The organism is Streptomyces sp. NBC_00258, assembly GCF_036182465.1.
GTDB lineage: Bacteria > Actinomycetota > Actinomycetes > Streptomycetales > Streptomycetaceae > Streptomyces.
Genome location: NZ_CP108081.1, coordinates 2,911,834 through 2,937,787 on the forward strand (window position 1 = coordinate 2,911,834; position 25,954 = coordinate 2,937,787).

General features: G+C 70.4%; 24 protein-coding genes. 16 read left to right on the plus strand and 8 right to left on the minus strand.

Going from position 1 to position 25,954, the window contains the following annotated elements:
* Window positions 1-83 precede the first annotated feature (83 nt).
* A complete protein-coding gene (locus OG718_RS13170) occupies window positions 84-911 on the plus strand; it encodes a PaaX family transcriptional regulator (protein WP_328844213.1) in 828 nt (275 codons plus the stop codon).
* Between the two features lie 91 nt (window positions 912-1,002).
* On the opposite strand, the gene OG718_RS13175 is transcribed toward OG718_RS13170, so the two are convergent.
* From OG718_RS13175 to OG718_RS13190, 4 genes are read right to left on the minus strand one after another with little or no spacing between them, the layout of a single operon-like run.
* Window positions 1,003-1,458: a MaoC family dehydratase gene (locus OG718_RS13175; RefSeq protein WP_328844214.1), complete on the minus strand. Its 456-nt coding sequence runs from the start codon at window positions 1,456-1,458 to the stop codon at window positions 1,003-1,005.
* Window positions 1,455-2,978, minus strand: coding sequence for an o-succinylbenzoate--CoA ligase (menE, locus tag OG718_RS13180; RefSeq protein WP_328844215.1), 1,524 nt, complete (start codon window positions 2,976-2,978; stop codon window positions 1,455-1,457). Before menE ends, OG718_RS13175 begins: the two co-directional genes overlap by 4 nt.
* A 38-nt stretch (window positions 2,979-3,016) precedes the next feature.
* Window positions 3,017-3,901, minus strand: a complete 885-nt coding sequence (locus OG718_RS13185; RefSeq protein WP_306936494.1) for an amidohydrolase family protein — start codon at window positions 3,899-3,901, stop codon at window positions 3,017-3,019.
* Between the two features lie 3 nt (window positions 3,902-3,904).
* Window positions 3,905-4,822: an SDR family NAD(P)-dependent oxidoreductase gene (locus OG718_RS13190; protein WP_143644082.1), complete on the minus strand. Its 918-nt coding sequence runs from the start codon at window positions 4,820-4,822 to the stop codon at window positions 3,905-3,907.
* A 242-nt stretch (window positions 4,823-5,064) separates the two neighbouring features.
* Here OG718_RS13190 and OG718_RS13195 point away from each other — a divergent pair, with 242 nt between their 5' ends.
* The 4 genes from OG718_RS13195 to OG718_RS13210 all read left to right on the plus strand — a co-directional run bounded on the left by OG718_RS13195 (window position 5,065) and on the right by OG718_RS13210 (window position 8,561).
* Window positions 5,065-5,493 (plus strand): MarR family winged helix-turn-helix transcriptional regulator, encoded by a 429-nt coding sequence (locus OG718_RS13195; protein WP_143644115.1) that lies wholly within the window; start codon window positions 5,065-5,067, stop codon window positions 5,491-5,493.
* 13 nt (window positions 5,494-5,506) lie between these two features.
* On the plus strand, window positions 5,507-6,259 hold the full coding sequence (locus OG718_RS13200; protein ID WP_306936495.1) for an IclR family transcriptional regulator: 753 nt from the start codon (window positions 5,507-5,509) through the stop codon (window positions 6,257-6,259).
* Between the two features lie 216 nt (window positions 6,260-6,475).
* Window positions 6,476-8,074 carry an FAD-binding oxidoreductase gene (locus tag OG718_RS13205; RefSeq protein ID WP_328844216.1) on the plus strand — a complete coding sequence of 533 codons (1,599 nt, stop codon included), beginning with the start codon at window positions 6,476-6,478 and terminating at the stop codon, window positions 8,072-8,074.
* A gap of 37 nt (window positions 8,075-8,111) precedes the next feature.
* On the plus strand, window positions 8,112-8,561 hold the full coding sequence (locus tag OG718_RS13210; RefSeq protein ID WP_306936497.1) for a DUF6069 family protein: 450 nt from the start codon (window positions 8,112-8,114) through the stop codon (window positions 8,559-8,561).
* A gap of 903 nt (window positions 8,562-9,464) precedes the next feature.
* On the opposite strand, the gene OG718_RS13215 is transcribed toward OG718_RS13210, so the two are convergent.
* The 4 genes from OG718_RS13215 to OG718_RS13230 all read right to left on the minus strand — a co-directional run bounded on the left by OG718_RS13215 (window position 9,465) and on the right by OG718_RS13230 (window position 13,963).
* Window positions 9,465-10,301, minus strand: coding sequence for a response regulator transcription factor (locus OG718_RS13215; RefSeq protein WP_143644086.1), 837 nt, complete (start codon window positions 10,299-10,301; stop codon window positions 9,465-9,467).
* A gap of 258 nt (window positions 10,302-10,559) precedes the next feature.
* The gene (locus OG718_RS13220; RefSeq protein ID WP_143644087.1) at window positions 10,560-11,678 is read right to left on the minus strand and encodes an NADH:flavin oxidoreductase; all 1,119 of its coding nucleotides are present in this window, start codon (window positions 11,676-11,678) and stop codon (window positions 10,560-10,562) included.
* 87 nt (window positions 11,679-11,765) lie between these two features.
* Window positions 11,766-13,349: an MDR family MFS transporter gene (locus tag OG718_RS13225; RefSeq protein ID WP_328844217.1), complete on the minus strand. Its 1,584-nt coding sequence runs from the start codon at window positions 13,347-13,349 to the stop codon at window positions 11,766-11,768.
* A gap of 14 nt (window positions 13,350-13,363) precedes the next feature.
* The gene (locus tag OG718_RS13230; RefSeq protein WP_143644088.1) at window positions 13,364-13,963 is read right to left on the minus strand and encodes an NADPH-dependent FMN reductase; all 600 of its coding nucleotides are present in this window, start codon (window positions 13,961-13,963) and stop codon (window positions 13,364-13,366) included.
* A 117-nt stretch (window positions 13,964-14,080) separates the two neighbouring features.
* Here OG718_RS13230 and OG718_RS13235 point away from each other — a divergent pair, with 117 nt between their 5' ends.
* The 11 genes from OG718_RS13235 to OG718_RS13285 all read left to right on the plus strand — a co-directional run bounded on the left by OG718_RS13235 (window position 14,081) and on the right by OG718_RS13285 (window position 25,929).
* A complete protein-coding gene (locus OG718_RS13235; RefSeq protein ID WP_143644089.1) occupies window positions 14,081-14,836 on the plus strand; it encodes a TetR/AcrR family transcriptional regulator in 756 nt (251 codons plus the stop codon).
* A 180-nt stretch (window positions 14,837-15,016) separates the two neighbouring features.
* Window positions 15,017-15,853: a hypothetical protein gene (locus OG718_RS13240; RefSeq protein ID WP_328844218.1), complete on the plus strand. Its 837-nt coding sequence runs from the start codon at window positions 15,017-15,019 to the stop codon at window positions 15,851-15,853.
* Between the two features lie 231 nt (window positions 15,854-16,084).
* Window positions 16,085-17,569, plus strand: coding sequence for an FAD-dependent monooxygenase (locus tag OG718_RS13245; protein ID WP_143644091.1), 1,485 nt, complete (start codon window positions 16,085-16,087; stop codon window positions 17,567-17,569).
* A 58-nt stretch (window positions 17,570-17,627) separates the two neighbouring features.
* Window positions 17,628-17,954: a TcmI family type II polyketide cyclase gene (locus tag OG718_RS13250; RefSeq protein ID WP_143644092.1), complete on the plus strand. Its 327-nt coding sequence runs from the start codon at window positions 17,628-17,630 to the stop codon at window positions 17,952-17,954.
* The gene (locus tag OG718_RS13255; protein ID WP_328844219.1) at window positions 17,951-19,240 is read left to right on the plus strand and encodes a beta-ketoacyl-[acyl-carrier-protein] synthase family protein; all 1,290 of its coding nucleotides are present in this window, start codon (window positions 17,951-17,953) and stop codon (window positions 19,238-19,240) included. Before OG718_RS13250 ends, OG718_RS13255 begins: the two co-directional genes overlap by 4 nt.
* Window positions 19,237-20,463 (plus strand): ketosynthase chain-length factor, encoded by a 1,227-nt coding sequence (locus OG718_RS13260; RefSeq protein WP_328844220.1) that lies wholly within the window; start codon window positions 19,237-19,239, stop codon window positions 20,461-20,463. The genes OG718_RS13255 and OG718_RS13260 overlap by 4 nt, the downstream gene beginning before the upstream one ends.
* A 56-nt stretch (window positions 20,464-20,519) precedes the next feature.
* Window positions 20,520-20,789: an acyl carrier protein gene (locus OG718_RS13265; protein WP_328844221.1), complete on the plus strand. Its 270-nt coding sequence runs from the start codon at window positions 20,520-20,522 to the stop codon at window positions 20,787-20,789.
* A gap of 32 nt (window positions 20,790-20,821) precedes the next feature.
* On the plus strand, window positions 20,822-21,622 hold the full coding sequence (gene fabG / locus OG718_RS13270; RefSeq protein WP_143644096.1) for a 3-oxoacyl-ACP reductase FabG: 801 nt from the start codon (window positions 20,822-20,824) through the stop codon (window positions 21,620-21,622).
* A 26-nt stretch (window positions 21,623-21,648) separates the two neighbouring features.
* Complete coding sequence (locus tag OG718_RS13275; RefSeq protein WP_143644097.1) at window positions 21,649-22,587, plus strand: aromatase/cyclase; 939 nt, start codon at window positions 21,649-21,651, stop codon at window positions 22,585-22,587.
* A gap of 3 nt (window positions 22,588-22,590) precedes the next feature.
* Window positions 22,591-24,588 (plus strand): SDR family oxidoreductase, encoded by a 1,998-nt coding sequence (locus OG718_RS13280; protein WP_328844222.1) that lies wholly within the window; start codon window positions 22,591-22,593, stop codon window positions 24,586-24,588.
* Window positions 24,589-24,741: 153 nt separating this feature from the next.
* The gene (locus OG718_RS13285; RefSeq protein ID WP_328844223.1) at window positions 24,742-25,929 is read left to right on the plus strand and encodes an MFS transporter; all 1,188 of its coding nucleotides are present in this window, start codon (window positions 24,742-24,744) and stop codon (window positions 25,927-25,929) included.
* Window positions 25,930-25,954 lie beyond the last annotated feature (25 nt).

Consider the following 25,954-nt stretch of genomic DNA (forward strand, 5'->3'; position numbering starts at 1 on the left):
GGGCCGGGGGCTGCCGGTCCTGGGGTGGCCGGTGCGCCCGTACTACCTGGTCACAAGCTGATCGACGGGCGTACCGTGGGCCGGTGACCACTGACGAGGCGCTGCGGCCCCAGTCCCTCATGCTGTCGTTCCTGGGTGACCAGGTGCTCGGCCGTGACGTCTGCGTGTACTCGGGGAGCGTCATCGACGTCTTCGGGCGCGCGGGCGTCGGCGAGCACGCGACCCGCTCGACACTGACGCGCATGGTGGGCCGCGATCTGCTCAGGCGGCAGCGCGAGGGGCGCCGTATGTACTTCGGGCTGACCGAGCGCTCTGAGTCCGTGCTGCGGGACGGCGAGCAGCGGATCTGGGAGGAGGGGGCCGTCAACCGGCAGTGGGACGGCTCCTGGACGCTGCTCGGCTTCTCCCTGCCGGAGTCCTGGCAGCGTCAACGCCACGATCTGCGCGCGCAGTTGACCTGGAGCGGCTTCGGCCCGCTGTTCGGCGGGCTGTGGATCGCACCCGGCGAGGCCGACGTCTCCGCGCTCGTCACCGAACTCGGTCTGTCCGCCCATGTGAAGATCTTCCGTGCCCACGCGGACGCGGGCATGGACATCGGCGCCATGATCGAGGAGACCTGGGCGCTGGGCGAACTGGCCATGCGCTACGAGGCGTTCGTACGTCGCTGGCAGCGCTGGGAGACGACGGAGCCCGCCGCCGACGAGGCGCTCGCACTGCGGCTGCGCCTGTCGACGGAGTGGCTGCAGGTCGTCCGCCGGGACCCGCGCCTGCCGGTCAAACACCTCCCGGACGACTGGCCCGCCGAACAGGCCGAGAAGACGTTCCGCACGGTGTACGCCCGACTGACCCCGCTGGCGAGGGAGTCGGCGGAACGGCTTCTCGACCTGGTGCCGGTGCGGCCGGGCGTCTGAGCGCCCTCAGGGGCGCGGGGAACTGCGCGACAAGCCCCCACCGGCCCGCAGCCGACACACGACCCGTCGTTACCCGGCACCCAGCAGGGGCTCACACATAAAAACGGGACAAGCTCTGCAGCACCGCCGCAGGCTTGGGCGCACCCTCGATCTCGATCGTGCCGTCGACCGTGATCTGCACACCCCCCGGTACGTCCTCGACGTCCGCCAGCCTTCCGACGAGCCGGATACGCGAGCCGACCTTCACCGGCGAGGGGAAACGCACCTTGTTGAGGCCGTAGTTGACCTTCGTGGTGACGCCCTGGACGTCCAGCAGCTCGGTGAAGAGCGGGATGAAGAGGGAGAGGGTGAGATAGCCGTGCGCGATGGGCGCGCCGAACGGCCCCTCCTTGGCCTTCTCCTCGTCGACGTGGATCCACTGGTGGTCGCCCGTGGCGTCGGCGAACGTGTTGATGCGCTCCTGGGTGACCTCGATCCACTCGCTGGTGCCGAGGTCGCTGCCGGCGAGCTTCTTCAGCTCGTCGATGCCGTGCGCGGTGATGCTCATGTGTCTTCCTTCGACTGGGAGTTGGTGCCGTACCGCTTGCGGACACGGGACTTGAGGAGCTTGCCGGAGGCCGTCCGCGGCAGTTCGTCCGCGAGCACCACCGACTTCGGGATCTTGTACTTGGCGAGGCGTCCGGCGAGGGACGCGAGGACCTCGTCGGGGTCGAGCGCGACGTCCTCGCGGGGCACGACGACCGCGCGCGGCACCTCGCCCCACTTCTCGTCGGGCACGCCGATGACCGCGCACTCGACGATGTCGGGGTGGGCGAGGAGCTGATCCTCGATCTCGGCGGGGTAGATGTTCTCGCCGCCGGAGATGATCATGTCCTTGATGCGGTCGACGATGGTGACGTAGCCGTCCTCGTCGATCCGGGCGGCGTCCCCGCTGCGGAACCAGCCGTCGTGGAACACGGCCGCGGTCTCGTCGGGCAGCCCCCAGTAGCCGGGCATGACGTGCGGCCCGCGTACGACCACTTCCCCGGTCTCGCCGGTCTCGGCGGGGGTGAGGTCGGGCCGTACGACGCGGACGTCGCTGAAGAAGTGCGGCACGCCCGCCGAACCCGCCTTGGTGACCGCGTGCTCGGCGTCCAGGAAGAGCACGCCGGGCGAGGCCTCGGTCATGCCGTAGCCCTGGAGGAAGGTGAGGCCCCGCTCCTGGTAGGCGGCGATGAGCGGGGTCGGCACGGGTGAGCCTCCGCAGCTGAGCATCCGCAGGGAGGACAGGTCGGCGTCGGCCCAGCGCGGATGGCGGGCCACGTGCTCGAACATGGTGGGCACGCCGAACATGAAGGTGATCCGGTGCCGTTCGATCAGGTCGAAGGTGGCCTCGGGGTCGAAGGCCTCGACCAGGACGCAGGTACCGCCCTTGAGGAGGACCGGCAGGGTCAGCATGTTCAGCCCGGCCGTGTGGAACAACGGGGCGGAGACCAGGGCACGTTCGTCGGCGATCACGTCCTGGTCGACCAGGACGTTGACCGCGTTCCACGTCAGGTTGCCGTGGGTGAGCATCGCGCCCTTGGGCCGGCCGGTCGTGCCCGAGGTGTACATGATGATGCAGGTGTCGTCGGCGGTGACGGGTTCGTCGATCGCCTCGTCGGAGGCAGCGCCGAGCAACTGGTCGTATTCGGCGCCCACTTCGACGTACGTACGCACGTCGCTGTTGCCCGGGAGTCCCGCGACCAGGCCGGCGAACGAAGGCCCGTACACGAGGGCCTTCGCGCCGGAGTCCGTGAGCTGGTAGGCGATCTCGGGCCCGGCGAGGCGGGTGTTGAGCGGTACGAAGACCGCCCCGAGGGTGCCCGCGGCGAACAGTGTCTCCAGGTAGGAGGGGTGGTTCGGGCCGAGGTAGGCGATCCGGTCGCCGCGGCGCACTCCGCAGGCGCGCAGGGCGTGCGCGAGGCGGGTGGTGCGCTCGTACAGCCCGGCGTACGTGACCGTCGTGTCGCCGTGGATCAGGGCGGTGCGGTGCGGGGTCTTGCGGGCCCGGCGTGCGGGCCAGGACCCCAGTCCCTCATTGCGCATGTCCGTGCCCCTGTCCTTCGTTGCACATGGGGTGCCCCTTATGGCTTCGTCAGCCCGAGCAGCCGGGCCGCGTTCTCCTTGAGGATCTTCGGCCGGACCTCGTCCTTGATGGAGAGCTTCGCGAAGTCGGCCATCCACCGGTCCGGGGTGAGGACCGGGTAGTCCGAGCCGAACAGGACCTTGTCCTTGAGCAGGGTGTTCGCGTACTGCACGAGCTGCGGCGGGAAGTACTTCGGCGACCAGCCGGACAGGTCGATGTGGACGCCCGGCTTGTGGGTGGCGACCGCGAGGGCCTCGTCCTGCCAGGGGAAGGACGGATGCGCCAGGATGATCTTGAGGTGCGGGAAGTCCGCGGCGACGTCGTCCACGTGGAGCGGGTTCGAGTACTTGAGCCTGATCCCGCCGCCGCCCGGGACACCCGCGCCGATGCCCGTCTGTCCGGTGTGGAAGAGGGCTATCGTGCCGGTCTCCTCGATCACCTCGTACAGGTCGTACGCGACCGACCTGTCGTTGGGGAAGAAGCCCTGGATGCTGGGGTGGAACTTGAAGCCCTTCACCCCGTACTCCTCGACCAGGCGGCGGGCCTGCTTGACGCCCGCCTTGCCGCGGAAGGGGTCGATGGAGGCGAAGGGGATCAGCACGTCCGCGTTGGCGGCGGCCGCCTCGGCGACCTCCTCGTTCGGGACGGGCTCGGTGCCGGTGGCGGACTCGGCGTCGACCGTGAAGATCACGGCGGCCATCTTCCGCTCACGGTAGTAGGCGGCCGTCTCCTCCAGGGTCGGCTTCCGCTTGCCCTCGACCTTGAAGTAGGCGCTGGAGGCCTCGTGCAGGTCGTCGTCCAGGGAAGAGGTGCCCTTGGAGGAGACCTCGGCATGGGTGTGGACGTCGATCGCGACGAGTTCCTCGACATTGAGGTTCGTCATCGTTCACGCCTCCGGGAACTTCGGGGCGGGGATGCCGACCGACTGCGGCTCGGCGCCCAGTGAGGCCGGCCAGACGTCGGCGAGGGAGTCGGGGGTCCAGCCACCGTCAGCGTACGCCGCCTTGATCTCCTGGGGGTGGGACCACAGGGCCACCTTGTCGCCGCCGATGCCGATGGCCTGGCCGGTCACACCGCGGGCGGCCTCGGAGGCCAGGAACGGGACGAGGACGGCGCAGTCCTCGGGAGTGCCGAAGCCCTCGCCCTTGCGGAGGAACTCCGGCAGCGGCTCGCCGCCGCGCATGGCCTCGATGTAGGGCGCGAAGGCCGGGATGGTCTCGGTCATGGCGGTCGCGGCCACCGGCACGATCGCGTTGACGGTGATGCCCGCGCGGCCCAGCTCCATCGACCACGTACGGGCCATGGCGGCGATGCCGGCCTTGGCGGCGGCGTAGTTCGTCTGGCCGAAGTTGCCGCGCTGTCCGGCCGGGGAGCCGACCAGGATCAGCGTGCCGCCCTCGCCCTGCTCGCGCATGCGCACGGCGGCGGCGCGGGCACAGGTGAAGGTGCCCTTGAGGTGGGTGGTGATCACCGCGTCGAAGTCCTCGTCGGTCATCTTCCACAGGACCTTGTCCCGGAGGATGCCCGCGTTCGTGACAAGGATGTCGAGGCGGCCGAACTCCTCCACCGCGCGGCCCACCAGCCGGTCCGCAGCCTCCGTGGTGCCGACCGGGACCACTTCGGCCACGGCGGAACCGCCCGCCGCGGTGATCGCCTTGACGGCCTGCTCGGCGACGGCCTCGTCCACGTCGTTGACGACCACGGAGGCGCCGGCGGCGGCGAGGGCGTGCGCATAGGCCAGGCCGAGGCCTCGGCCGGAGCCGGTGACGACGGCGACCTTGCCGGTGAGATCGATGCTGGGCACGACGGGTCCCTTCGAGAAGCGGATCACCTGCGGAAGGCAGGACGGCTACGAGATCGGAGCATTACGAGATCGAAGCTAAAGACAATCATTGTTGTCGTCAATAGTTGTTGCCGACTCGTCTGTGCGGCATGCTGTGGGAAACACGTACGCACCGCCCCGCAGGGGCCCGGCCCAGGGAGCCCGCCATCGCCGGCCAGCAGCACGCCACGCCCCCCGACTCCATCGACTCGCAGGAGCCGTGGATGCGCGGGCTGCACTCGGACACCGGCTATCTCCTGTACCGGCTGGGACTGCGGTCGGGGCAGCTGTTCAACACGTTCCTCCAGGAGTCGGGGCTTCGGCTGCGCCACTACGCGCTGCTGCGGTTCCTGGCCACCTCCGAGGGGGCGCTCCAGCGGGAGCTGAGCTCGCGGCTCGGCTACGACCCCAGCGCGATCGTCGGTCTGGTCGACGACCTGGAGAAGCTCGGCTTCGCCGAGCGCCGCCCCTCCCCCGACGACCGCCGCAGCCGCATCGTGGTGCTCACCGAGGACGGCCGCGTCTTCCTGCGCGACACCGACGAGGCGGGTCTGCGGGTGACGAACGACCTGCTCCAGCCCCTCGACCCGGCCGAGCGGGACACCCTGCACACGCTTCTGCAGCGGATCGCCGAAGCCGAACTCGACTCATGACCGGACTCGGCCCATGACCGCGGCGTCCGCCCCCGGCCGTCTCCTGGCCGTGCTCGCCGCCTTCGACCACGACCACCCGGCGCTCTCCCTCACGGACATCAGCCGCCGGGCCGGGCTCTCCCTCACCACCGCCCACCGGCTGGTGGGTGCGCTCAGCGACTGGGGAGCCCTGGAGCGCGACGCGTCCGGGATCTACCACGTGGGCCTGCGCCTGTGGGAGATCGCGGCGCTCTCCCCACGCGGTCTCGCACTGCGCCAGATCGCGCTGCCGTATCTGGAGGACCTGTACGAAGCCACCCACGAGAACGTGCAGTTGGCGGTCCGGGACGGCTCCGAGGTCGTCTACATCGAGTGGATCTCCGGCCGTTCGGCCGTGGGCGTGAAGATCCAGGTGGGCGCCCGCTGGCCGCTGCACGCGACCGGGGTGGGGCTCGCGCTGCTCGCGCACTGCGAGGCCGCCTTCCAGGAGACGTACTGCGGCGGCCCGCTCGCCGGATTCACCCCGCACACCATCACGGACGCGGCCACCCTGCGCCGCGTACTCGCCGAAGTCCGGCGCGCGGGCGTGGCGGTGAGCAGCCGTCAGATCACCGACGACGCGCTGTCGGTGGCCGCGCCGGTCCGTGGAGCGGACGGCTCGGTGGCCGCGGCCGTCTCGGTCGTGGTGCCCGAACGCGACGCGCAGACACCGGCGTTGATACCGGCGGTACGGCTCGCGGCACGCGGCATCTCCCGGGCGCTGGGGTGGCAGCCGGAGCCGTCCTGAGCCCTCGTCCGGTCCTGGATCCGAGGCAGCGGACCTGACCCTGCCGCCAAGTGACTCTGCGCGAGGCGGACTTGGTGGGTTTGCGTCTGAGGATCAGGTTTCGTACGGAGCCATGACAGATCCGTGTCAACTGTGCCCGGACCACGGGGAGCCACTGCTTGGCTGGCGGCAGGTTTCAGCCGCTCCACGTACGTGAGAAAAGGGTGAGTGCTCGACATGGTTTCGCGCCGCACGTTCCTTGGCTCCTCGATAGTTGTGGCCGGTACCACGACGGGCCTGTCCGCCGTGGTACCGGCCGCCCACGCCGGCACGACCGCCGCCTCGGCCGCCGCGCCCGAGGTGATCGTCAGACCCGGCGACACGCGCTACGCCGAGTTGGCGGGGCGCGGGTACAACACCCGCTTCAGGGCCGCCCCGGACGAGATCTGGCTGGTGCACAACGCCTCCCAGGTGGAGAAGGCGGTCAACCAGGCGATCCGCAAGGACCAGCGGATCACCGTACGCAGCGGCGGCCACTGCTTCGACGGTCTGGTCGACGACCCCCAGTTCCGTCTCCTGGTCGACACCTCGGAGATGAAGCGGGTCTACTTCGACGGTTCCATGAACGCGTTCGCCGTCGAGTCCGGTGCCCGGCTCGGCGAGGTCTACAAGGCGCTGTACGAGGGCTGGGGCGTGACCCTGCCCGGCGGTGTCTGCCCCGAGGTCGGTGTCGGCGGGCACGTGTCCGGCGGCGGCTACGGGCCTCTGTCCCGGCGCTACGGACTGTCGGTCGACCATCTGTACGCGGTCGAGGTGGTGGTCGCGGGAAGCGACGGCAAGGCCCGCACGATCGTCGCGACCAGCCGTCGCGGTGACCCGAACCGCGACCTGTGGTGGGCGCACACCGGCGGTGGCGGCGGCCAGTTCGGCATCGTGACCAGGTTCTGGTTCCGTACGCCGGGCGCGTCGGGAGCCCCCACCGCGCTGCTGCCCAAGCCGCCCGCCCGGATGCGCAAGTCCCTTGTGACCTGGCAGTGGTCGGAGATCACCGAGGCCGCCTTCACCCGGCTGCTGCTCAACCACGGTGCCTGGCACGCGGCCAACAGCGGGCCCGACTCGCCGTACGCCACCATGCACAGCTCCTTCCAGCTGCGTTCGTCGCTGGTCGGGTCGTTCGTACTGGAAATCCGGATGGACGCGACGCTCGCCGCCACACCGAAGCTGTTCGACGACTACCTGGCCGCGGTGTCGGCCGGTGTCGGTGTCACGCCGACGGTCGACACGCGGGAGATGCCGTGGGTGGAGGCGGCCACCGAGCCGACGCCCCCGTTCGGCACGTACTCCAGGCACAAGTCCATCGGCGGGCATCTGCGCAAGCCGCTGACGGCGGACCAGGTCGGTGTCGTGTACCGGTCGTTGACGGATCCCGAGCACTCCACCGGCGCCGGTCTCGTGTACCTCGCGGCATACGGCTGCAAGATCAACACCGTGTCGTCGTCGGCGACCGCCGTGGCCCAGCGGGACTCCATCTTCAAGGTCTGGTACTCGACCAACTGGTCCGAGCCGTCGGCCGACGCGGCCGAGGTCGAGTGGATCCGAACGCTGCGCAAGGGCGTCCACGCCACCACGGGCGGCTTCCCGGTCCCGAACGACCAGCAGGACGGCGGCTACGTCAACTACCCCGACGTGGACATCAGGGACCCGTACCAGAACCCCTCGGGCGTGCCCTGGTACACGATCCTCTACAAGGACAACCACCCCCGGCTGCAGCGGGTCAAGAACACGTACGACCCGCGCAACGTATTCCGGCACGGCCTCTCGTTGAACCCGTCCTGACCCCCACGCCCTCATTCAGCAACCGGAGGACCCTTCCATGACCAGCAGCAACCCCGCCGAGATCAGCACTTCCCCCACGACTCGCGCGGGGCGCGGACTGCCCCTGTGGCAGGCCGCGGTGGGCAGCGCCCTCGTCGCGACGGCCGTCAACCTGATCGTCCTGTTCATCGCCGACGCGGCGGGGGCCTCCCTGACCCTGGAGCTCAACGGCAAGGCGGACGACATCGTCGCGAGCGGCGTCATCTTCGCCTCGTTCGTCCCGGCGGCGCTCGGCGTCACGGTCGCCGCGTTCGCGGCCCGCTGGAAGCCGGTGCTCCTGCGGGTCGGCCAGATCGTGTCCGGCGCCCTCGGCGTCCTCACCGCCCTCGGCCCCCTCACCAGCGACACCGACGGCGGTACGGCGGCCTCGCTCGCCGTGATGCACGTGATCGTGGGCGCGGCCGGAGTGCTGGGGCTCGAGGCGGTACGGCGCGGGCGCAACGCATAACGCCCACGGCGGCGGCGCCGGACAACGGCACCCGGTTGCACACGGGTGAGCGGGGTCCGGCGCTCGCGGCTGCGCGTATGGGGGCCGCCTCGGTGGCCGAGGCAGCCGGCAAGGGCCATGGCTTTCCCCGGCCTCGGGGACGGCATGAGCGGGCCTCCTGCGCGAGTCGGGGCGAACAGACGAGGTGATCCCCGGCCAAGGGGCGAGCCGAGCGGGATCGCTCCTCCGCGAGCTCACTCCTCCGCGAGCTCACTCCTCCGCGCGGGCGGCCCGGAGCATGGCCCCCTGCGGGCTGGAGTGACGGTCGAGGCCCCCGGTCCGCACCGGCGGCACGCGGTCTTCGGATGGTGGCCTGACGGTCACCGGAGCACGGGTGAGGCGTGAGCGTGTGCGTTTCGCGGCCGCCGTGTTGTTCGAGGACGGGATCCGGCCACCAGAAGCGGCGCGGCTGCCACGGGTGTCGGGAGCCGGCGTACGCGTGGAAACCGGATGCGGCGTGGGGGCGGCACGGCCGCATCGGCGTCGAGCCGAAGGGCGCCGGCCGGACGCGGTGCCGGCCGGGCGGATCCCGGCTGTGGAGGCTGGAGGCCGGGCGGAGCCGAATGCCGGTACCACCGTCCGCGGTCGCGATGCGGGGACACCCGCCGAGGCCGCCCGAAGCCCCCTCGAACGACGTCTCTCCACACGGTCCACCGGATCAGCGCACTGGACCAGCCCGGCGAGGCCGACTCGCGCCCGCCCCATACGACGAGCCCGCGTCCCCCAAGGGCCGCGGGCTCGTCGTGCGCGCTGGTCCGAGTCGGCGGGAATTTCTCCGGCGAGTTCACGCCATGCGTCTACCGAAAGGAAACGCTTTCTGCTCCAGCGACTGTTTTCGAATTCACTGAAATACACGGAACCAATTTACGCATGACCGAATCGGAAACCGACACCGCGGGCCGTGATGATCCAGCTGCTGGATCCGAGTTTACTGCGGAGACTGCTTACGTGTGTATCGATCGTGCGCCCCGGCTGGGATCGGGAATCACCCCAGACCAGGGTCATTATTTGCTTTCGGGAAACGACACTGCCCGGCCGGGAAGCCAGCAGATAAAGCAGGTCGAACTCCTTGCGCGTCACCTCGACGGGATCGTCGCCGAGCCGGATCTCACGGGTGCGCGAGTCGATGCGCAACGAACCACTGACGATCACCTCGGTGGTCAGCGGCAGCGGGCGCACCCGTCGCATGACCGCTTCGATACGGGCCATCAGCTCGGGCAGACTGTAGGGCTTCACCACATAGTCGTCCGCACCCGCCTTGAGGCTGAGCACGCGGTCGAGTTCCGTGTCGCGAGCCGTGACGACGATGACTCCGACCCCGGACGCGGCCCGGACGAAACGGCAGATCTCAATGCCGTCCAGGTCGGGCAGGTCCAGGTCTATGAGCAGGACATCCGCTTCGCGGTACCTCTGGAGCGCCTTGGTGCCGGTGTCCACGCTGACGGCCTGGTATCCGTGCCTGGCCAGGCTCAGAACCAGGGACTGGGCAGCGGGCGCCCCGCTCTCGACGACGAGGACGCGCAGCACCCCGCGCGCCTTGCGGAGCTGGGGTTGGGCCTGGATGGGCGGCAGTTGCTGGGCCGGTATGGGCGGATGCTGCTGGGCGTGTTGGCCGACTGGGCGCGACGGCGTCGGCGCGCGGCGATTGGCCAACTGTTGCGGAATGGCGGGCTCGAGAAATTTCGTGGACTGATTGCTCATCCGATACTCCCCCATGTTATGCCAGATAAGCGGGCATCGAGTCGCGCTCCCAGAAGGCTACAAACCGCTCGATGAAAAGTCAAATAATAGCTATTGACAGGCCAGCGAGAATGGGGGAGCCGAAGCATCCGTGAAACATGGGGCAATATCAGAAGTTCAAATTCGGCCAGAGTGGCCGTGATCGATTGTTGATTTCGGGATTACTCACGTAAGCCGTGCCGCATGTCGTCGCCCGGAATTCCTGATGTGTGAACGGGCTCAGTGGAGGGTACCCAGTAGGCCCATGTGGAAGGGCTGGAGTTCCTCGGTCCGGCCGCCGAGAATCTTCGTGATCCACTCGGGGTCGCCGAGCAGCGCGCGGCCGACGGCCACCAGGTCGAACTCGTCACGCTCCACCCGGTCGAGCAGCGCGTCGATCCCGGCGACCGAGCCCGGCTTCCCCTGGAACACCTCGATGAACTCGTTGTCGAGGCCGACCGAGCCGACGCTGATCGTGGGCTTGCCCGAGACCTTCTTCGCCCAGCCGGCGAGGTTGAGCTCGGATCCTTCGAACTCGGGCAGGTGGAACCGGCGTGTGGAGCAGTGGAAGGCGTCCACGCCGGCGTCCGACAGGGGAGCGAGCAGGGCTTCGAGCTCCTGCGGCGACTGCGCGAGCCTGGCCTGATAAGCACCCATCTTCCACTGCGAGAACCGGAAGGTGATCGGGAAGTCCGGGGCGACCGCCCCACGGCAGGCGGCCACGATCTCGGTGGCGAACCGGGTACGGGCGCCGAGGTCACCGCCGTACGCGTCGGTACGGCGGTTGGTCTGCTCCCAGAGGAACTGGTCGATCAGATAGCCGTGGGCCGCGTGCACCTCGATGCCGTCGAAGCCGGTGCGCTCGGCGGCAGCGGCTGCCGCGGCGTAGGCGGCGATCACATCGTCGATGTCGGTCTGTGTCATGGCGCGGCCGACCGGCGTGCCGTCGACAGCGACGCCGGAGGGGCCGATGCTCGGGGCCTCGGGTACGGGCGGGGAACCGGCCTTCCGGTCCAGGCCCACGTGCCACAGCTGCGACAGGATCTTGCCGCCCGCGCTGTGCACCGCCTCCGTGACCTTGGCCCAGCCGGCCAGGGCCTGCTCGCCGTGGATGTGGGGGACGCGGTCGCTCGTGCCGGCCGAGTCGTGGCCGATGTACGTCCCCTCGGTGATGACGAGTCCGGCACCGCCCGCCGCGCGCCGCGCGTAGTACGCCGCCACGTCGTCGCCCGGTACGCCGCCGGGCGAGAACTCTCGGGTCATCGGCGCCATGACGATCCGGTTCGCAAGGGTGAGGCTGCCCAGGGTGAAGGGGCGCAGCAGGAGTTCCTTGGCGCGCTCGGCGGAGGTGGTCGACATAAGAAGGGTCTGCTTTCGGTCGGGGCGCGGGGGCGCCTGACGGGATCGGTGGGGAAAAAGGAGGACGGGGAATACGTACGTCGGGTGTCAGTCCGTGGTCGTCGCGGGGACCTGGGCGGGCCGTGAATCCCCGGCCGATTCGGGGGTCTTGGGGGCCGGGGTCCCACGGACGAACCAGGCGAGGGCGAAGGCGACGGCCGAGAGCAGGGCGGTGCCGACGAGGACGCCGTGCAGGCCGCTGGTGAAGGCCTCCTGGACGACGCCGCGCACCCGGCCGGACATCCCGTCGACCGACGACGGGGTCAACTCGCCGCCGGAGGTGAGCTGTTCGGCGCCGCGCTCGCCCAGTCGGGCGGCGAGCTCGTCCGTCATACGGCCCAGGTGCACGGCACCGAGCGCGGCGACGCCGAGTGAACCGCCGATCGTGCGCAGCAGCGTGACCGTTCCGGTGGCGGCTCCCATGTCGCGCGGCGGTGCCGTGTTCATCGTGGTGAGCAGCGTGCTCTGCATCAGGATGCCGACGCCGATGCCGAGCACCAGGGTGAGGGCCGAGGCGACGAACACCGGGGTGTCCGTGTCCAGCAGGAGCAGCAGCAGTGCGCCGACGACCGTGACGGCACCGCCGGTGATCGGTACCACCCGCTCCAGGCCGCCGCGGTCCATCAGCCGCCCGGTGGTCAGCTGCGCGGCCAGCATGCCCATCATCAGCGGCAGGATCTGCATACCGCTGACGGTGGAGGTGGAGCCCTGCACGAACTGCATGTACTGGGGCAGGTAGTTGATCACCGAGACCAGCACGGCGCCGACCAGGAAGCTGAGCGTCTGGGCGAGGGCGAAGTCACGGCTGCGGAACAGCCGCGGCGGGATGACGGGTTCCGCCACCCGCTGTTCCACCCGGACGAATCCGGCGACGGCCACGGCCGCGACGACGGCGAGCAGCACGATCTGCGCCGATCCCCAGTCGTAGCGGGTGCCGGCCCAGGTGGCCAGCAGGGTGAGCGAGAGGATGGCGGTGGTCAGCAGAGCCGTACCGGGGTAGTCGATCCGTCCGCCGGAGCGCTCCTTCGGCAGCCGTACGCCTTTGGCGACCGCGAACAGCGCGAGGACGCCGAAGGGCACGTTGACGTAGAACACCCAGCGCCAGTCGAGGGCGTCGGTGATGAAGCCGCCGAGCAGCGGTCCGCCGACGAAGGCGACCGGCAGCATCACGCCGACCATCGACTGGACGCGGCCTCGTTCGTGCGCGGGAACCAGTACGCCGATGACCGACAGCGCGCCGACCATGAGTCCGCCGGCACCGAGGCCCTGGATGGCGCGGAAGGCGATGAGCTGTGGCATGTCCTGGGCCAGTCCGCACAGGACGGTGCCGACCAGGAAGAGCAGCACGGACCACATGTAGGCGCCCTTGCGGCCCTTGAGGTCCCCGAGCTTGCCCCAGATCGGGGTGGCGGCGGCCATGGTGAGCAGGTAGGCCGTGACGGACCAGGAGAAGTGGTCGAGGCCGCCGAGGTCGCCGACGATGGTCGGCAAGGCGATGCTGACGATCTGTCCGTCGAGGGTGGCCAGGAAGATGCCGAGCATGAGCCCGAAGATGCCGAGGTAGGGCAGCTTCCCGGCGGCCTGCGGAGGCGTGTCCGCGGTGCCGCCGGTCTCCGTCGTGTCGGTGGTCATGGCCGTCTTTCGTCTCAGCCGGTGTACGGGCGAGCGGTGCGGGCGTCCCGAAGTGCCTCTCCCCACCAGGCCAGTTGGTCGAGCAGGGCCTTGGCCGCGACGTCGCAGTCCGGGTCGAGGGGCTTGCCGTCCGAGTCGAACTTGTCGCCGTAGTTGTGGAAGCTGACGGTGTTGCGGATCGTCATGGCGTTCAGCTCGGCGAGGACGAGCCGCAGGTGCTCGACGGCACGCAGGCCGCCGGAGATGCCGCCGTAGGAGACGAAGGCGACGGGCTTGGCGTGCCACTGCGGGTTGTGCCAGTCGATCGCGTTCTTCAGGGCCGCCGGATAACTGTGGTTGTACTCCGGCGTGATGATGATGAAGGCGTCGGCCGACTCCATGCGCGGGGCGACCGCGCCGAGCAGGGCCAGGTCCTTGTCCGGGAGTTGTTCTCCGAAGGCCGGCATGACGGTCGGCAGGGGTGTCTCCACCAGGTCGACGAGGTCGACCTCCATGTCCTTGCGCTGGGCGATCTGGCTCAGCAGCCAGTCGGCCACGACCGGACCGAAGCGTCCGCCCCTCGTGCTGCCGACGAGGGCCGCCACCTGCAGAGGGCTGTCGTTCAGGTCACTCATGCGGAACTCCTGGAAGTGTACGGCGTATCGCTACAGATACAACGTACACAGCGGAGTGTACGTTGTCCACTGCTGTTACGTTGTACACAACCCCCGGCACCGGAAGGAACCTCGCCCATGGCCACTCGCAGGAAAGAGGAGAAGCAGGTGACGCCGGAGCCGTCCGAGCCCAGGGAGACCGTCTCCCTCTGGGAACGCCTCAACCGCCCCGCGCCCGCCCCGCGCTCCACTCTCACCCCGCAGCGCATCGCCGCGGCCGCCGTGGCGATCGCCGACACGGAAGGCCTCGACGCCGTCACCATGCGGCGCCTCGCGGCCGACCTGGGGGCCGCGCCGATGGCGGCGTACCGCTATGTCTCCGGCAAGGACGAGCTGCTGGAGCTGATGGTCGACCACGTGTACGGCGAGCTGTCGCTGCCCGGAGACGCCAAGGACTGGCGGGACGCCATGCGGGCCCTCGCCCTGCGCACCAGGACCGTGCTCCTCGGGCACCCCTGGGTGGCCCGCACGGCGGTGTTCACGCTGACCCCCAACCAGCTGGCCGTCCCCGAGCGGGCCCTGGCCGCGCTCGACGGGCTCGACCTGGACGCCGACACGATGATGGCGGTCTTCCGCACCGTCGACTCCTATGTGCAGGGCGCAGTGGGCTTCGAGATCGGCCTCAACGAGCTGATGCGGGAGCAGGGCTGGTCCAGCGCGAACGAGGCGCGCACCGGTCTGGCCCCACGCATGACGTGGCTGATGGGCACCGGCCGTTACCCGACGTACGAGCGTTACCTCCGCGAGGCGAGCCGCAAGGACGACCTGGAGTGGCAGTTCGAGACGGGCCTGGAGTCGGTCCTCGACGGGATCTCCGCACGCCTGGGCATCTGAATTTCCGTCACGTTCAAATCCACGACAAATTCATCAGAGAAGTAAGAGATCTCCGGCACGCACCCCACAGAAGGTGAGTTCACTCACGGCCGTTCCGGAGGGCCGGAAATAACCTCGCCACACCGAGAAGTGGTGGGGGAAATGACTCGAGTACTCGCAGGTAGGACCCAGGAAACAACCGTGTGCCGGGGTGCACGGTGCGGGCGGCGGGCGGCCGAGGGCCGGCCCCGCCGGCTCGCCGTACGGGGGCACCGGCTCTGCCCGGACTGCCGGGACCGCCTGGTCGCGGAACTGCGGCAGCTGCCCCGGCTCCACGAGGAGTGCGGCCGCCTCCTCGGCGGCTCCGACGGGCCGCGCGAGCGCACCTCGGGCGGGCCCCTGCCGGGCCTGCCCTTCAACACCGCCGCGGCGGACGCGCGGTCGGCCATCGCCGGGGTACTGCGGTCCTGGTCGTCCGTGGTCGTCGAGGAGCGCCGGACCAGCGCGCCGCCGACGAACGTGGAGAGCCTCGCGGCGTTCCTCGCCCGGCACTGCGACTGGCTCACCGCACATCAGGCCGCTCCTGAACTGTCCCAGGAAACAGCCCTGTTGGTGCGTGACGCGCGTCGCGTGATCGATCCGAGCCCACTGCGCCGGGTGCCCATCGGGGCCTGCGTCGAGGCCGACTGCCGGGGCGGCCTGGTGGCCCTCGTACGGCCGCACCGGGGCGACACCCCGGTCGAGATCCGCTGCGATGCCTCGCCCGCCCACCGCTGGTCCGCCGACGAGTGGCTGAGCCTGAGCCGGCTGCTGACACGCGGGACCCGTGTGCACTGGGTCGGTGCCGCCGACATCGCCCGGCTGTGGGACATCCCGCCCGGCAGTGTGTACCGGCACGCCAGTGAGCAGGGGTGGCGGCGGCGCGCGGAGGGCGGGCGCACCTACTACCACTGCGAGGACGTTCAGCGGACACTCGGCGCGCGTTCCGGAAGTGCGCATTCCAAAAGCGATGTCTCACCTTCCTCAAGTGCGACTTAACAATTGCTTGACGGAAGATTGTGGCCCGTCTGCAAAACCGCTCTTGACTTTCCGAGGATTTCCGAAGAAGCTAATCACTAGTTTCCGCAGCACTGTGTCGACCAACCGGTGCCGAGCGTTTCCCGGTCAATTAATGCCGGTTCAGTTATTTCGGTTCTGAATTAACATCCTCGTTATATTCCGAACCCTCTCCTGCAATTTCTCTCTCTGAAATGCCCGGAGGGCAAGTACATGGATGCTTCGGTCATAGTCGCCGGCGCGGGGCCCACCGGCCTCACGCTCGCCGCAGAGCTGCGTCTGGCGGGGGTCGACGTCATCGTCGTCGACCGGCTCGCCGAGCGGACGGGCGAGTCGCGTGGCCTCGGTTTCACCACACGCACGATGGAGGTCTTCGACCAACGCGGGCTGCTGCCCCGCTTCGGCGACATGGGGACCAGCAACGCCGGACACTTCGGAGGACTGCCGGTCGACTTCGCCGTACTGGACAGCGTGCACCAGGCGGCCAAGACGGTGCCGCAGTCGACCACCGAGACCATGCTCGAGGGCTGGGCCGGTGAACTGGGCGTGGACATCCGCCGCGGCCACGAACTGCTCGCCGTGCGCGACACCACCGACGGCGTGGAGGTCGACGTACGCGGGCCGGACGGCGAACAGCGGCTGACCGCTCACTATCTCGTGGGGTGCGACGGCGGGCGCAGCACGGTGCGCAAGGCCATCGGCTTCGACTTCCCCGGCACGGCGGCGACGCTGGAGATGTACCTCGCGGACATCAAGGGCGTCGAGCTCGAACCCCGGCTCATCGGGGAGACCGTGGACGGCGGCATGGTCATGGTCGGGCCGCTCGGCGACGGCGGGATCACCCGCATCATCGTCTGCGAGCGGGGCACCCCGCCCAGGCGGCGCACCGAGCCCCCCTCGTACGAGGAGGTCGCGGCGGCCTGGCAGCGGCTCACCGGTATCGACATCTCGCACGCCGAGCCGGTGTGGGTCAGCGCCTTCGGAGACGCGACCCGTCTGGTCACCGAGTACCGGCGCGGCCGGATCCTGCTGGCGGGCGACGCCGCGCACATCCATCTCCCGGCCGGCGGACAGGGCATGAACACCGGCATCCAGGACGCCGCCAACCTCGGCTGGAAGCTGGCCGCCGTCGTCCGGGGCACCGCGCCCGAGGAACTGCTCGACACCTACCACGGCGAGCGGTACCCCGTCGGACAGCGGCTGATGATGAACACCAAGGCACAGGGGCTCCTCTTCCTGAGCGGCGACGAGGTGCAGCCGCTGCGGGACGTGCTCCGCGAGCTGATCCAGTACGAGGAGGTCAGCCGCCATCTCGCCGGCATGGTGAGCGGCCTGGAGATCCGGTACGACGTCGGGCCCGGCCGCCATCCCCTGCTCGGCCTGCGCATGCCGCACCTGGAACTGGTCGGCGACCGGCGCAAGACCAGCAGCACCGAACTGCTTCGCTCGGCCCGGGGCGTGCTCCTGGACCTGGAGGACAACGCCGTCCTGCGCGACCGGGCGGCCGGCTGGTCGGACCGCGTGGACATCGTCACGGCCGCACCGCACGGCCTGTCCGACGACAGCCCGCTGGCCGGCACCTCGGCCGTGCTGGTGCGCCCCGACGGACATGTGGCGTGGGCCGCGCCCGGCAGCCATCACGACCTGCCGATGGTGCTGGAGCGCTGGTTCGGCCCGTCGAGGGGCCCGAAGTCCTGACGCCGGGCCGTGCTCACAAGGCCGTCCTGGCGCCGACCGTCCTGACAAGGAGAGAGAGATGCACAGCACGCTGATCGTGGCCCGAATGGAGCCCGGATCCGCCGACGACGTCGCGCGTCTGTTCAACAGGTTCGACGACACCGAGATGCCGCACCTGATGGGGACCCGGCGCCGCCAGCTCTTCTCGTACCGGGGCCTCTACTTCCATCTGCAGGACTTCGACAACGAGGACGGCGGCGAGCGGATCGAGCAGGCCAAGACGGACCCCCGGTTCGTCGGGATCAGCGACGACCTCAAGCCGTTCATCGAGGCGTACGACCCGGCGACCTGGCGCTCCCCCGCCGACGCGATGGCCCAGCGCTTCTACCACTGGACCGCACTGTGACCGCGGCCGGCGGCCGGCGGGTCGTGATCACCGGTATCGGGGTGACCGCGCCGGGCGGCGTGGGCGCCAAGAACTTCTGGAGTCTGCTGACCGACGGGCGCACCGCCACCCGCCGCATCAGCTTCTTCGATCCGTCGCCGTTCCGCTCGCAGGTGGCCGCCGAGGCCGACTTCGACGCGGCGCTGCTGGGGCTCGGCCCACAGGAGATCCGGCGCATGGACCGGGCCGCCCAGTTCGCGGTCGTCACGGCGCGCGAGGCGGTCGCCGACAGCGGGCTGGAGTTCGAGGGCCTCGACCCGCACCGCACCGGGGTGACCATCGGCAGCGCGGTCGGCGCGACGATGGGGCTCGACGAGGAGTACCGGACCGTCAGCGACAACGGGCGGCTCGACCTGGTCGACCACACCTACGCCGTGCCGCACCTCTACAACTACCTGGTGCCCAGCTCGTTCGCCGCCGAGGTGGCCTGGGCGGTCGGCGCCGAGGGCCCCAGCACGGTGGTCTCCACGGGCTGCACCTCGGGCCTCGACTCGGTGGGATACGCCGCCGAGCTGATCCGGGAGGGCGCCGCCGACGTCATGGTGGCCGGTGCCGCGGACGCCCCGATCTCGCCGATCACGGTGGCCTGTTTCGACGCCATCAAGGCGACCACCCCGCGCAACGACGACCCGGAGCACGCCTCACGGCCCTTCGACGGCACCCGCAACGGGTTCGTCCTGGGCGAGGGTGCCGCCGTGTTCGTCCTGGAGGAGCTGGGCGCCGCCCGGGCCCGCGGCGCCCACATCTACGCGGAGATCGCCGGGTACGCGACACGCAGCAACGCCTTCCACATGACCGGACTCCGGCCCGACGGGCGGGAGATGGCGGAGGCCATCCGGGTGGCGATGGACGAGGCCCGGCTGAACCCCGAGGACATCGACTACATCAACGCGCACGGATCCGGCACCAAGCAGAACGACCGGCACGAGACCGCCGCGTTCAAGCACAGCCTGGGCAGCCGCGCCTACGACGTACCGGTCAGCTCCATCAAGTCGATGGTCGGGCACTCGCTCGGCGCGATCGGCTCGATCGAGATCGCCGCGTCCGCGATGGCCATGGAGCACGGTGCCGTGCCGCCCACCGCCAATCTGCACACCCCCGACCCCGAGTGCGATCTCGACTATGTGCCGCTCACGGCGCGCGACTGGCGGACCGACGCGGTGCTCTCCGTGGGCAGTGGCTTCGGCGGCTTCCAGAGCGCCATCGTGCTGGCCCGCCCGGACCGGGCCGAGAGGAGCGCCGCATGAGCGCCGCCGTACGCGTGGCCGTCACCGGGCTCGGCGTCGCCGCGCCCAACGGCCTCGGCGTGGAGGCGTACTGGTCGGCGACCCGGGCCGGCGCAAGCGGCATCGGCCGGGTCACCCGCTTCGACCCCGCGCAGTATCCGGCCCGACTGGCGGGCGAGATCAAGGAGTTCAGCGGCCTTGAGCATCTCCCGGCAAGGCTGCTGCCGCAGACCGACCGGATGACGCAGGTCGCCCTGGCCGGCACGGACTGGGCGTTCGCCGACGCGGGTGTCGATCCCGCCGAGCTGCCCGAGTACGACATGGGCGTCATCACGGCGAGTTCCTCGGGCGGCTTCGAGTTCGGCCAGAAGGAGCTCAAGGCGCTCTGGAGCCAGGGCAGTCGGTACGTCAGCGCCTACCAGTCGTTCGCCTGGTTCTACGCCGTCAACAGCGGCCAGATCTCCATCCGCAACGGGATGCGTGGCCCCAGCGGCGTGGTCGTCGGCGACCAGGCGGGCGGCCTCGACGCGGTCGCACAGGCCCGGCGGCAGATCCGCAAGGGCACGCCCCTGGTGGTGTCCGGCGGGATCGACGCCTCCATCTGCCCCTGGGGCTGGGTCGCCCAGATGGCCGGGGACCGGCTGAGCACCAGTGACGACCCGGCGCGGGCGTACGTGCCCTTCGACGCGGCGGCGCGCGGCCATGTGCCGGGCGAGGGCGGGGCGTTGCTCGTCCTGGAGGACCTGGAGCGGGCCCGCGAGCGCGGCGCCCGGCAGATCTACGGGGAGGTCGCGGGGTACGGCTCCACCTTCGACCCCCGGCCCGGCAGCGGACGGCCGCCCGGCCTGTGCAAGGCGATCGAACTCGCCCTGGCCGACGCCGAGTCGAACGCTCGTGACATCGACGTAGTGTTCGCCGACGGCGCCGCCCTGCCCGAGCTCGACCGTATCGAGGCCGACGCGATCACCGGTGTCTTCGGGGCCCGCGGGGTCCCGGTCAGCGTGCCCAAGACGATGACCGGACGGCTCTACTCCGGCGCGGCCCCGCTGGATCTGGCCGCCGCGTGCCTCGCCATCCGGGACAGCGTGATCCCGGCCTCGGTCGGCACCCGTCTCAGCGACGCCTACGCGCTCGACCTGGTCACCGACCGCCCGCGCGACGCCGCGGTCCGCTCGGCCCTGATCCTCGCCCGCGGACAGGGCGGCTTCAACTCGGCCGTGGTGGTACGGGCCGTCGACGAGTGACCGCTCGGCACCCGTACTCCGCACTTCCCCTCGAAAGCCCCGACGAAAGGACCGTCATGCCCGCTCACGAGTTCACCATCGAAGACCTTCGGCGCATTCTGCGCGACGGGGCCGGCGCCGATGAGGCCGTCGACCTGGACGGCGACATTCTCGACACGGACTTCGAGTCGCTCGGATACGAGTCCCTGGCCCTGCTGGAGACCAGCGGCCGGATCGAGCGCGAGTTCGGGATCACGCTCGACGACGACACGGTGACGGAGGCGAAGACACCGCGCGCGCTGCTCGGCGCCGTCAACTCCTTCCTGGTCCCCGCCCGGTCCAGCTGACGTCCCGTCAGGAGACAGAGGAGGCAACAGACATGACGACTGCCACGCCCGACAGCACAGCGAAGAAGGTCGCCGTCGTCACCGGCGCGACCAGCGGTATCGGTCTCGCGGTGACCCGGCTCCTCGCCGAGCAGGGTCACCGGGTGTTCCTGTGCGCCCGCACCGAGGACGGTGTGACCCGCACGGTCAAGGAACTCCTCGACGAGGGCCTCGACGTCGACGGCGCCGTCTGCGACGTACGCGAGGGCGAGGACGTGAAGCGCTTCGTGCGGCAGGCCGTCGAGCGCTTCGGCCCCATCGACGTCCTGGTCAACAACGCGGGCCGCAGCGGCGGCGGCCCCACCGCCGGCATCGCCGACGAACTCTGGTACGACGTCATCGCCACGAACCTGCACAGCGTGTTCCTGATGAGCCGCGAGGTGCTCAACTCGGGCGGCATGGCGGCCAAGGAGCGCGGCCGGATCATCAACATCGCCTCCACCGCCGGAAAGCAGGGTGTCGTGCTCGGCGCCCCCTACTCGGCCTCCAAGCACGGCGTCGTCGGCTTCACCAAGGCCCTCGGCAACGAACTGGCCCCGACCGGCATCACCGTCAACGCCGTGTGCCCCGGCTACGTCGAGACGCCGATGGCCCAGCGCGTACGGCAGGGCTACGCGGCCGCGTACGACACCTCCGAGGACGCGATCCTGCAGAAGTTCCAGGCGAAGATCCCGCTCGGCCGCTACTCCACGCCCGACGAGGTGGCCGGCCTGGTCGGCTACCTCGCCTCCGACACCGCCGCCTCCATCACCTCGCAGGCCCTGAACGTCTGCGGCGGCCTCGGCAACTTCTGATCCCTTATCCGTGAGGAGAGTTCACCATGACCGTCCGTGAGGTCGAGCACGAGATCACTGTGGAAGCCCCGGCCGCCGAGGTGTACCGGCTGATCGCGGAGGTCGGGAACTGGCCGCTGATCTTCCCGCCGACCGTCCACGTCGACCACCTCGAACGCGGCGCGCGCGAGGAACGCATCCGCATCTGGGCCACCGCCAACGGCGCGGCCAAGGGCTGGACTTCGCGCCGCACGCTGGACCCCGAGGCCCGGCGCATCACGTTCCGCCAGGAGGTGTCCGCCCCGCCGGTGGCGTCGATGGGCGGTACGTGGATCATCGAGCCGGCCGGCGAGGGCGCGTCCCGGGTGCGTCTGCTGCACGACTACCGGGCGGTCGACGACGACCCTCAGGGCCTGGAGTGGATCGACCAGGCCGTCGACCGCAACAGCCGGTCCGAGCTGGCCGCGCTGAAGGGCAACGTCGAACGCGTCACCGGGTCCGCCGAGCTGACCCTGTCGTTCACCGACAGCCTGGAGATCAAGGGCGCCGCCAAGGACGTCTACGACTTCATCAACGAGGCGCAGCTGTGGAGCGAGCGGCTCCCGCACGTCGAGCAGGTCTCGCTGACCGAGGACTCGCCCGGCCTGCAGGTCCTGCGGATGGACACGCTGACCAAGGACGGCTCGGTCCACACCACCGAGTCGATCCGGGTCTGCTTCCCGCACTCCCGGATCGTCTACAAGCAGACGACGCTGCCGGCGCTGATGAACCTGCACACCGGCTACTGGCAGCTCGACGAGTCGGCCGACGGCGTCACCACCGCCACCTCACAGCACACGGTGATCCTCAACACGGAGAACATCACCGGAATCCTGGGCGAGGAGGCCGGGATTCCCGAGGCCCGCGAGTTCATCCGCAACGCGCTGGGCAACAACAGCCGGGCGACGCTCGGCCACGCCAAGGCGTACGCCGAAGCGCGGCGCTGAGCGGTGGCCGTACAGGTTGCCGGAGCACCGGACACCGACGTGGTCGTCGTGGGCGCGGGGCCCGTGGGTCTCCTGCTCGCCGGGATCCTGCGCCTCGGCGGTGCCCGGGTGACCGTACTGGAGCAACTGGCCGAGCCCACCGACGAGTCACGGGCTTCGGTCCTGCACGCCAGGACGATGGAGATCCTCGACGGTCTGGGCCTGCTGGAGCGGCTCGGGCCGCCGCCGAGTGCGGGCCCCGGCCACTTCGGCGGCATCCCGCTCGACCTGACCGCGGCGCTCCCGAGCCGGTTTCCCGGCCAGTGGAAGGCACCGCAGACACTGGTCGAGAAGGTGCTGTACGAGTGGGCCGCCGGGCTCGGCGCCGAGGTGCGGCGCGGGCACACGGTGACCAGGCTGACGGTTACGGAGGACCGGGTCCACGCCGAGGTCACCGGTCCCGCCGGCGAGCGGCTTCGGTTCGCAGCGGGTTACCTCGCGGGCTGTGACGGCGAGCGGAGCACCGTACGGCGTCTCGGCGGTTTCGAGTTCCCCGGCAGCGGCCCGGTCAAGGAGCTGCTGCGGGCGGACATCAGCGGAATCGAGATCCCGGACCGGCGCTTCCAGCGGCATCCGAACGGAGTGGCCAACTCCCGGCGCGGGCCGGACGGTGTCACCCGCCTCATGGTTCACCAGTACGGCCGGACACCCGGCCCGGACGGCCGGGCCCCGGACTTCGCCGAGGTCTGCCGGGTCTGGGCGCGGGTGACCGGTGAGGACATCGCCGGCGCCCGGCCCGTCTGGGTCAACGCCTTCCACAACGCCCGCGGACAGGCGGCGAGTTACCGGCTCGGCCGGGTCTTCCTCGCCGGGGACGCCGCGCACGTCCAGCTCCCGGTCGGCGGCCAGGCCCTCAACCTCGGTCTCCAGGACGCGGCCGCGCTCGGCGGGAGACTCGCCGCGCGGATCACCGGCCGCGGGGACGACCGGACGCTCGACAAGTACCACGCCGAGCGGCACCCGGTGGGCGCGCGGGTGCTCGGCAACATCGAGGCGCAGGCACAGCTGCTCTTCGGCGGACCCGAAGTGGACGCCCTGCGCGCGGTGTTCGGGGAACTGCTCGCCCTCGAACCCGCCCGCCGTCACCTCGCCTCGATGATCAGCGGGGTCGACGGCCCGCGCCCCGCCGTCCCGGACACCGGCACGGCAGAACACTCCACGGCCACAGGCCCGTTCACCCGCACGCACAGGAGGACCACCATGGGCAAGCTCACCGGAAAGACCGCGCTCGTCACCGGGTCCAGCCGCGGCATCGGACGGGCGACGGCGATCCGTCTGGCCCGCGAGGGCGCGCTGGTCGCGGTGCACTGCTCCCGCGACACCGAAGGGGCCGACGACACCGTGGCCGCCGTCGAGAAGGAGGGCGGCCGGGCGTTCGCCGTGGCGGCCGAACTCGGCGTGTCCGGCGATGTGCACGCGCTCTTCCTGGAGTTGGAGCACGGGCTGAAGGAGCGCACCGGCGAGACCACTCTCGACATCGTCGTGAACAACGCGGGCGTGATGGGCGGGGTGGCACCCGAGGACGTCACGCCCGAGCAGTTCGACCGGCTGTTCGCCGTCAACGCCAAGGCGCCGTTCTTCATCGTGCAGCGCGCCCTGCGGCTGCTTCCCGACGGCGGACGCATCATCAACATCTCCTCGGGGCTGACCCGGTTCGCCAACCCGCAGGAGGTGGCGTACGCGATGACCAAGGGCGCGATCGACCAGCTGACCCTGCACTACGCCAAGCACCTGGGCCCGCGGAACATCACCGTCAACAGCGTGGGGCCCGGCATCACCGACAACGGCACCCCGATCTTCGACAACCCGGAGGCCGTCGCCGAGATGGCGCGCTACTCGGTCTTCGAGCGGGTCGGCGAGACCAAGGACATCGCCGATGTCGTGGCGTTCCTGGCGAGCGACGACGCCCGCTGGATCACCGGCTCCTACCTCGACGCCAGCGGCGGCACGCTGCTGCGCTGACCGGGCGGGCCGTCCCCCTCGGCCCGCCCACGGCCGGCCGTGGCTCGGTCGATGCCCCGATGAGCCACGGCCGGCCCGTGCACGGTTTCCTGTCGCCCCGAAGGTGGTCAGCACGTCATGACGGCAGTCTCTCCACGTCCAGGTGCCCCTTCGGTGAAGGGGAGCCGCGCCCACCGGGCCCTCCTGTTCGTGCTCGCCGGGAACATGCTCATCGACGCGCTCGAAGTGTCCGTGGTGCTGGTCGCGCTGCCGGCCCTCGGGGCCGATCTGGGGCTCTCGATGTGGGGCACCCAGTGGGTGATGAGCGGCTTCGCGGCGGGTTTCGCGGCGCTGCTGCTGCTCGGTCCGCGTGTGACCGCCCGCTGGGGCAGACGACGCGTGTATCTGGCGGCGCTCCTGGTCTTCGTGGCCGCGTCGGTGGCCGGTGGCCTGGCCGATCAGGGCGCGCTGCTGATCCTGACGCGGGTCGTCAAGGGCATGTGTGCCGCGCTCACCGCGCCGACGGGGCTCGCGATCATCGGTACGACCTTCCCCGCGGGTGCGGAGCAGCGCCGGGCCGTCTCGGTGTACTCGCTGTTCGGTGCCGCCGGGTTCACGGTCGGACTGCTGTCCTCGGGGGCGCTCACCGCGCTGAGCTGGCGGTGGGATCTCGTCTTCCCGGCGCCGATCGCCCTGCTCCTGCTGGTGTTCGGCTTCCGGCTGATTCCGGCGGACGTGACCTCGACGGCCGGCCCGCCGCCGCTTCGGGAGACGCTCGTACGTCTGTGGCGCAACGGTCCTTTCGTGCGCTCCGCGGTCTGCGCGGCGACGCTGAACGGCACGTATCTCGGTCTGCTCCTGCTGCTCACCCACCAGTTGCACGCCCAATGGGGCTGGGACGCCTGGCGGTTGGCGCTCGCGTTCCTGCCGGCCTGTGTGCCGCTTGCGCTGTCGCTGCCCTTCGCCGGGCGACTGGTGGGGCGTTTCGGGAGCGAGCGGCTGATCGTCGCGGGGGGCTGCGCGGCGACCCTCGGCTGCGTGACCGCGCTGGCGGGCGGGGAGCCGGACTCGTACGTCACCGGGGTGCTCCCGGCGCTGCTGCTGGTCGGCGCGGCGTTCGTGCTGTCGTTCGCCGCGCTCAACATGCAGGCCATGTCCGGGATTCCGGCCGACCGGAAGGGCCAGGCGGTGCCGGTCTACCAGACCGCCGTGCAACTCGGCGCCGTCCTCGCCCTGCCCACCGTGGCCGTACTGGCCGGTGGTGGGTACCGACGGGCGCTGCTCTTCCTCACCGCCCTGTCGGCGGCCGGCGCGCTCACCGCGGTGTGGACCCGGACTCCCCCGCCGCACAAGGCGACTTGACGACCGCTCCCGAACGCGAACGGAG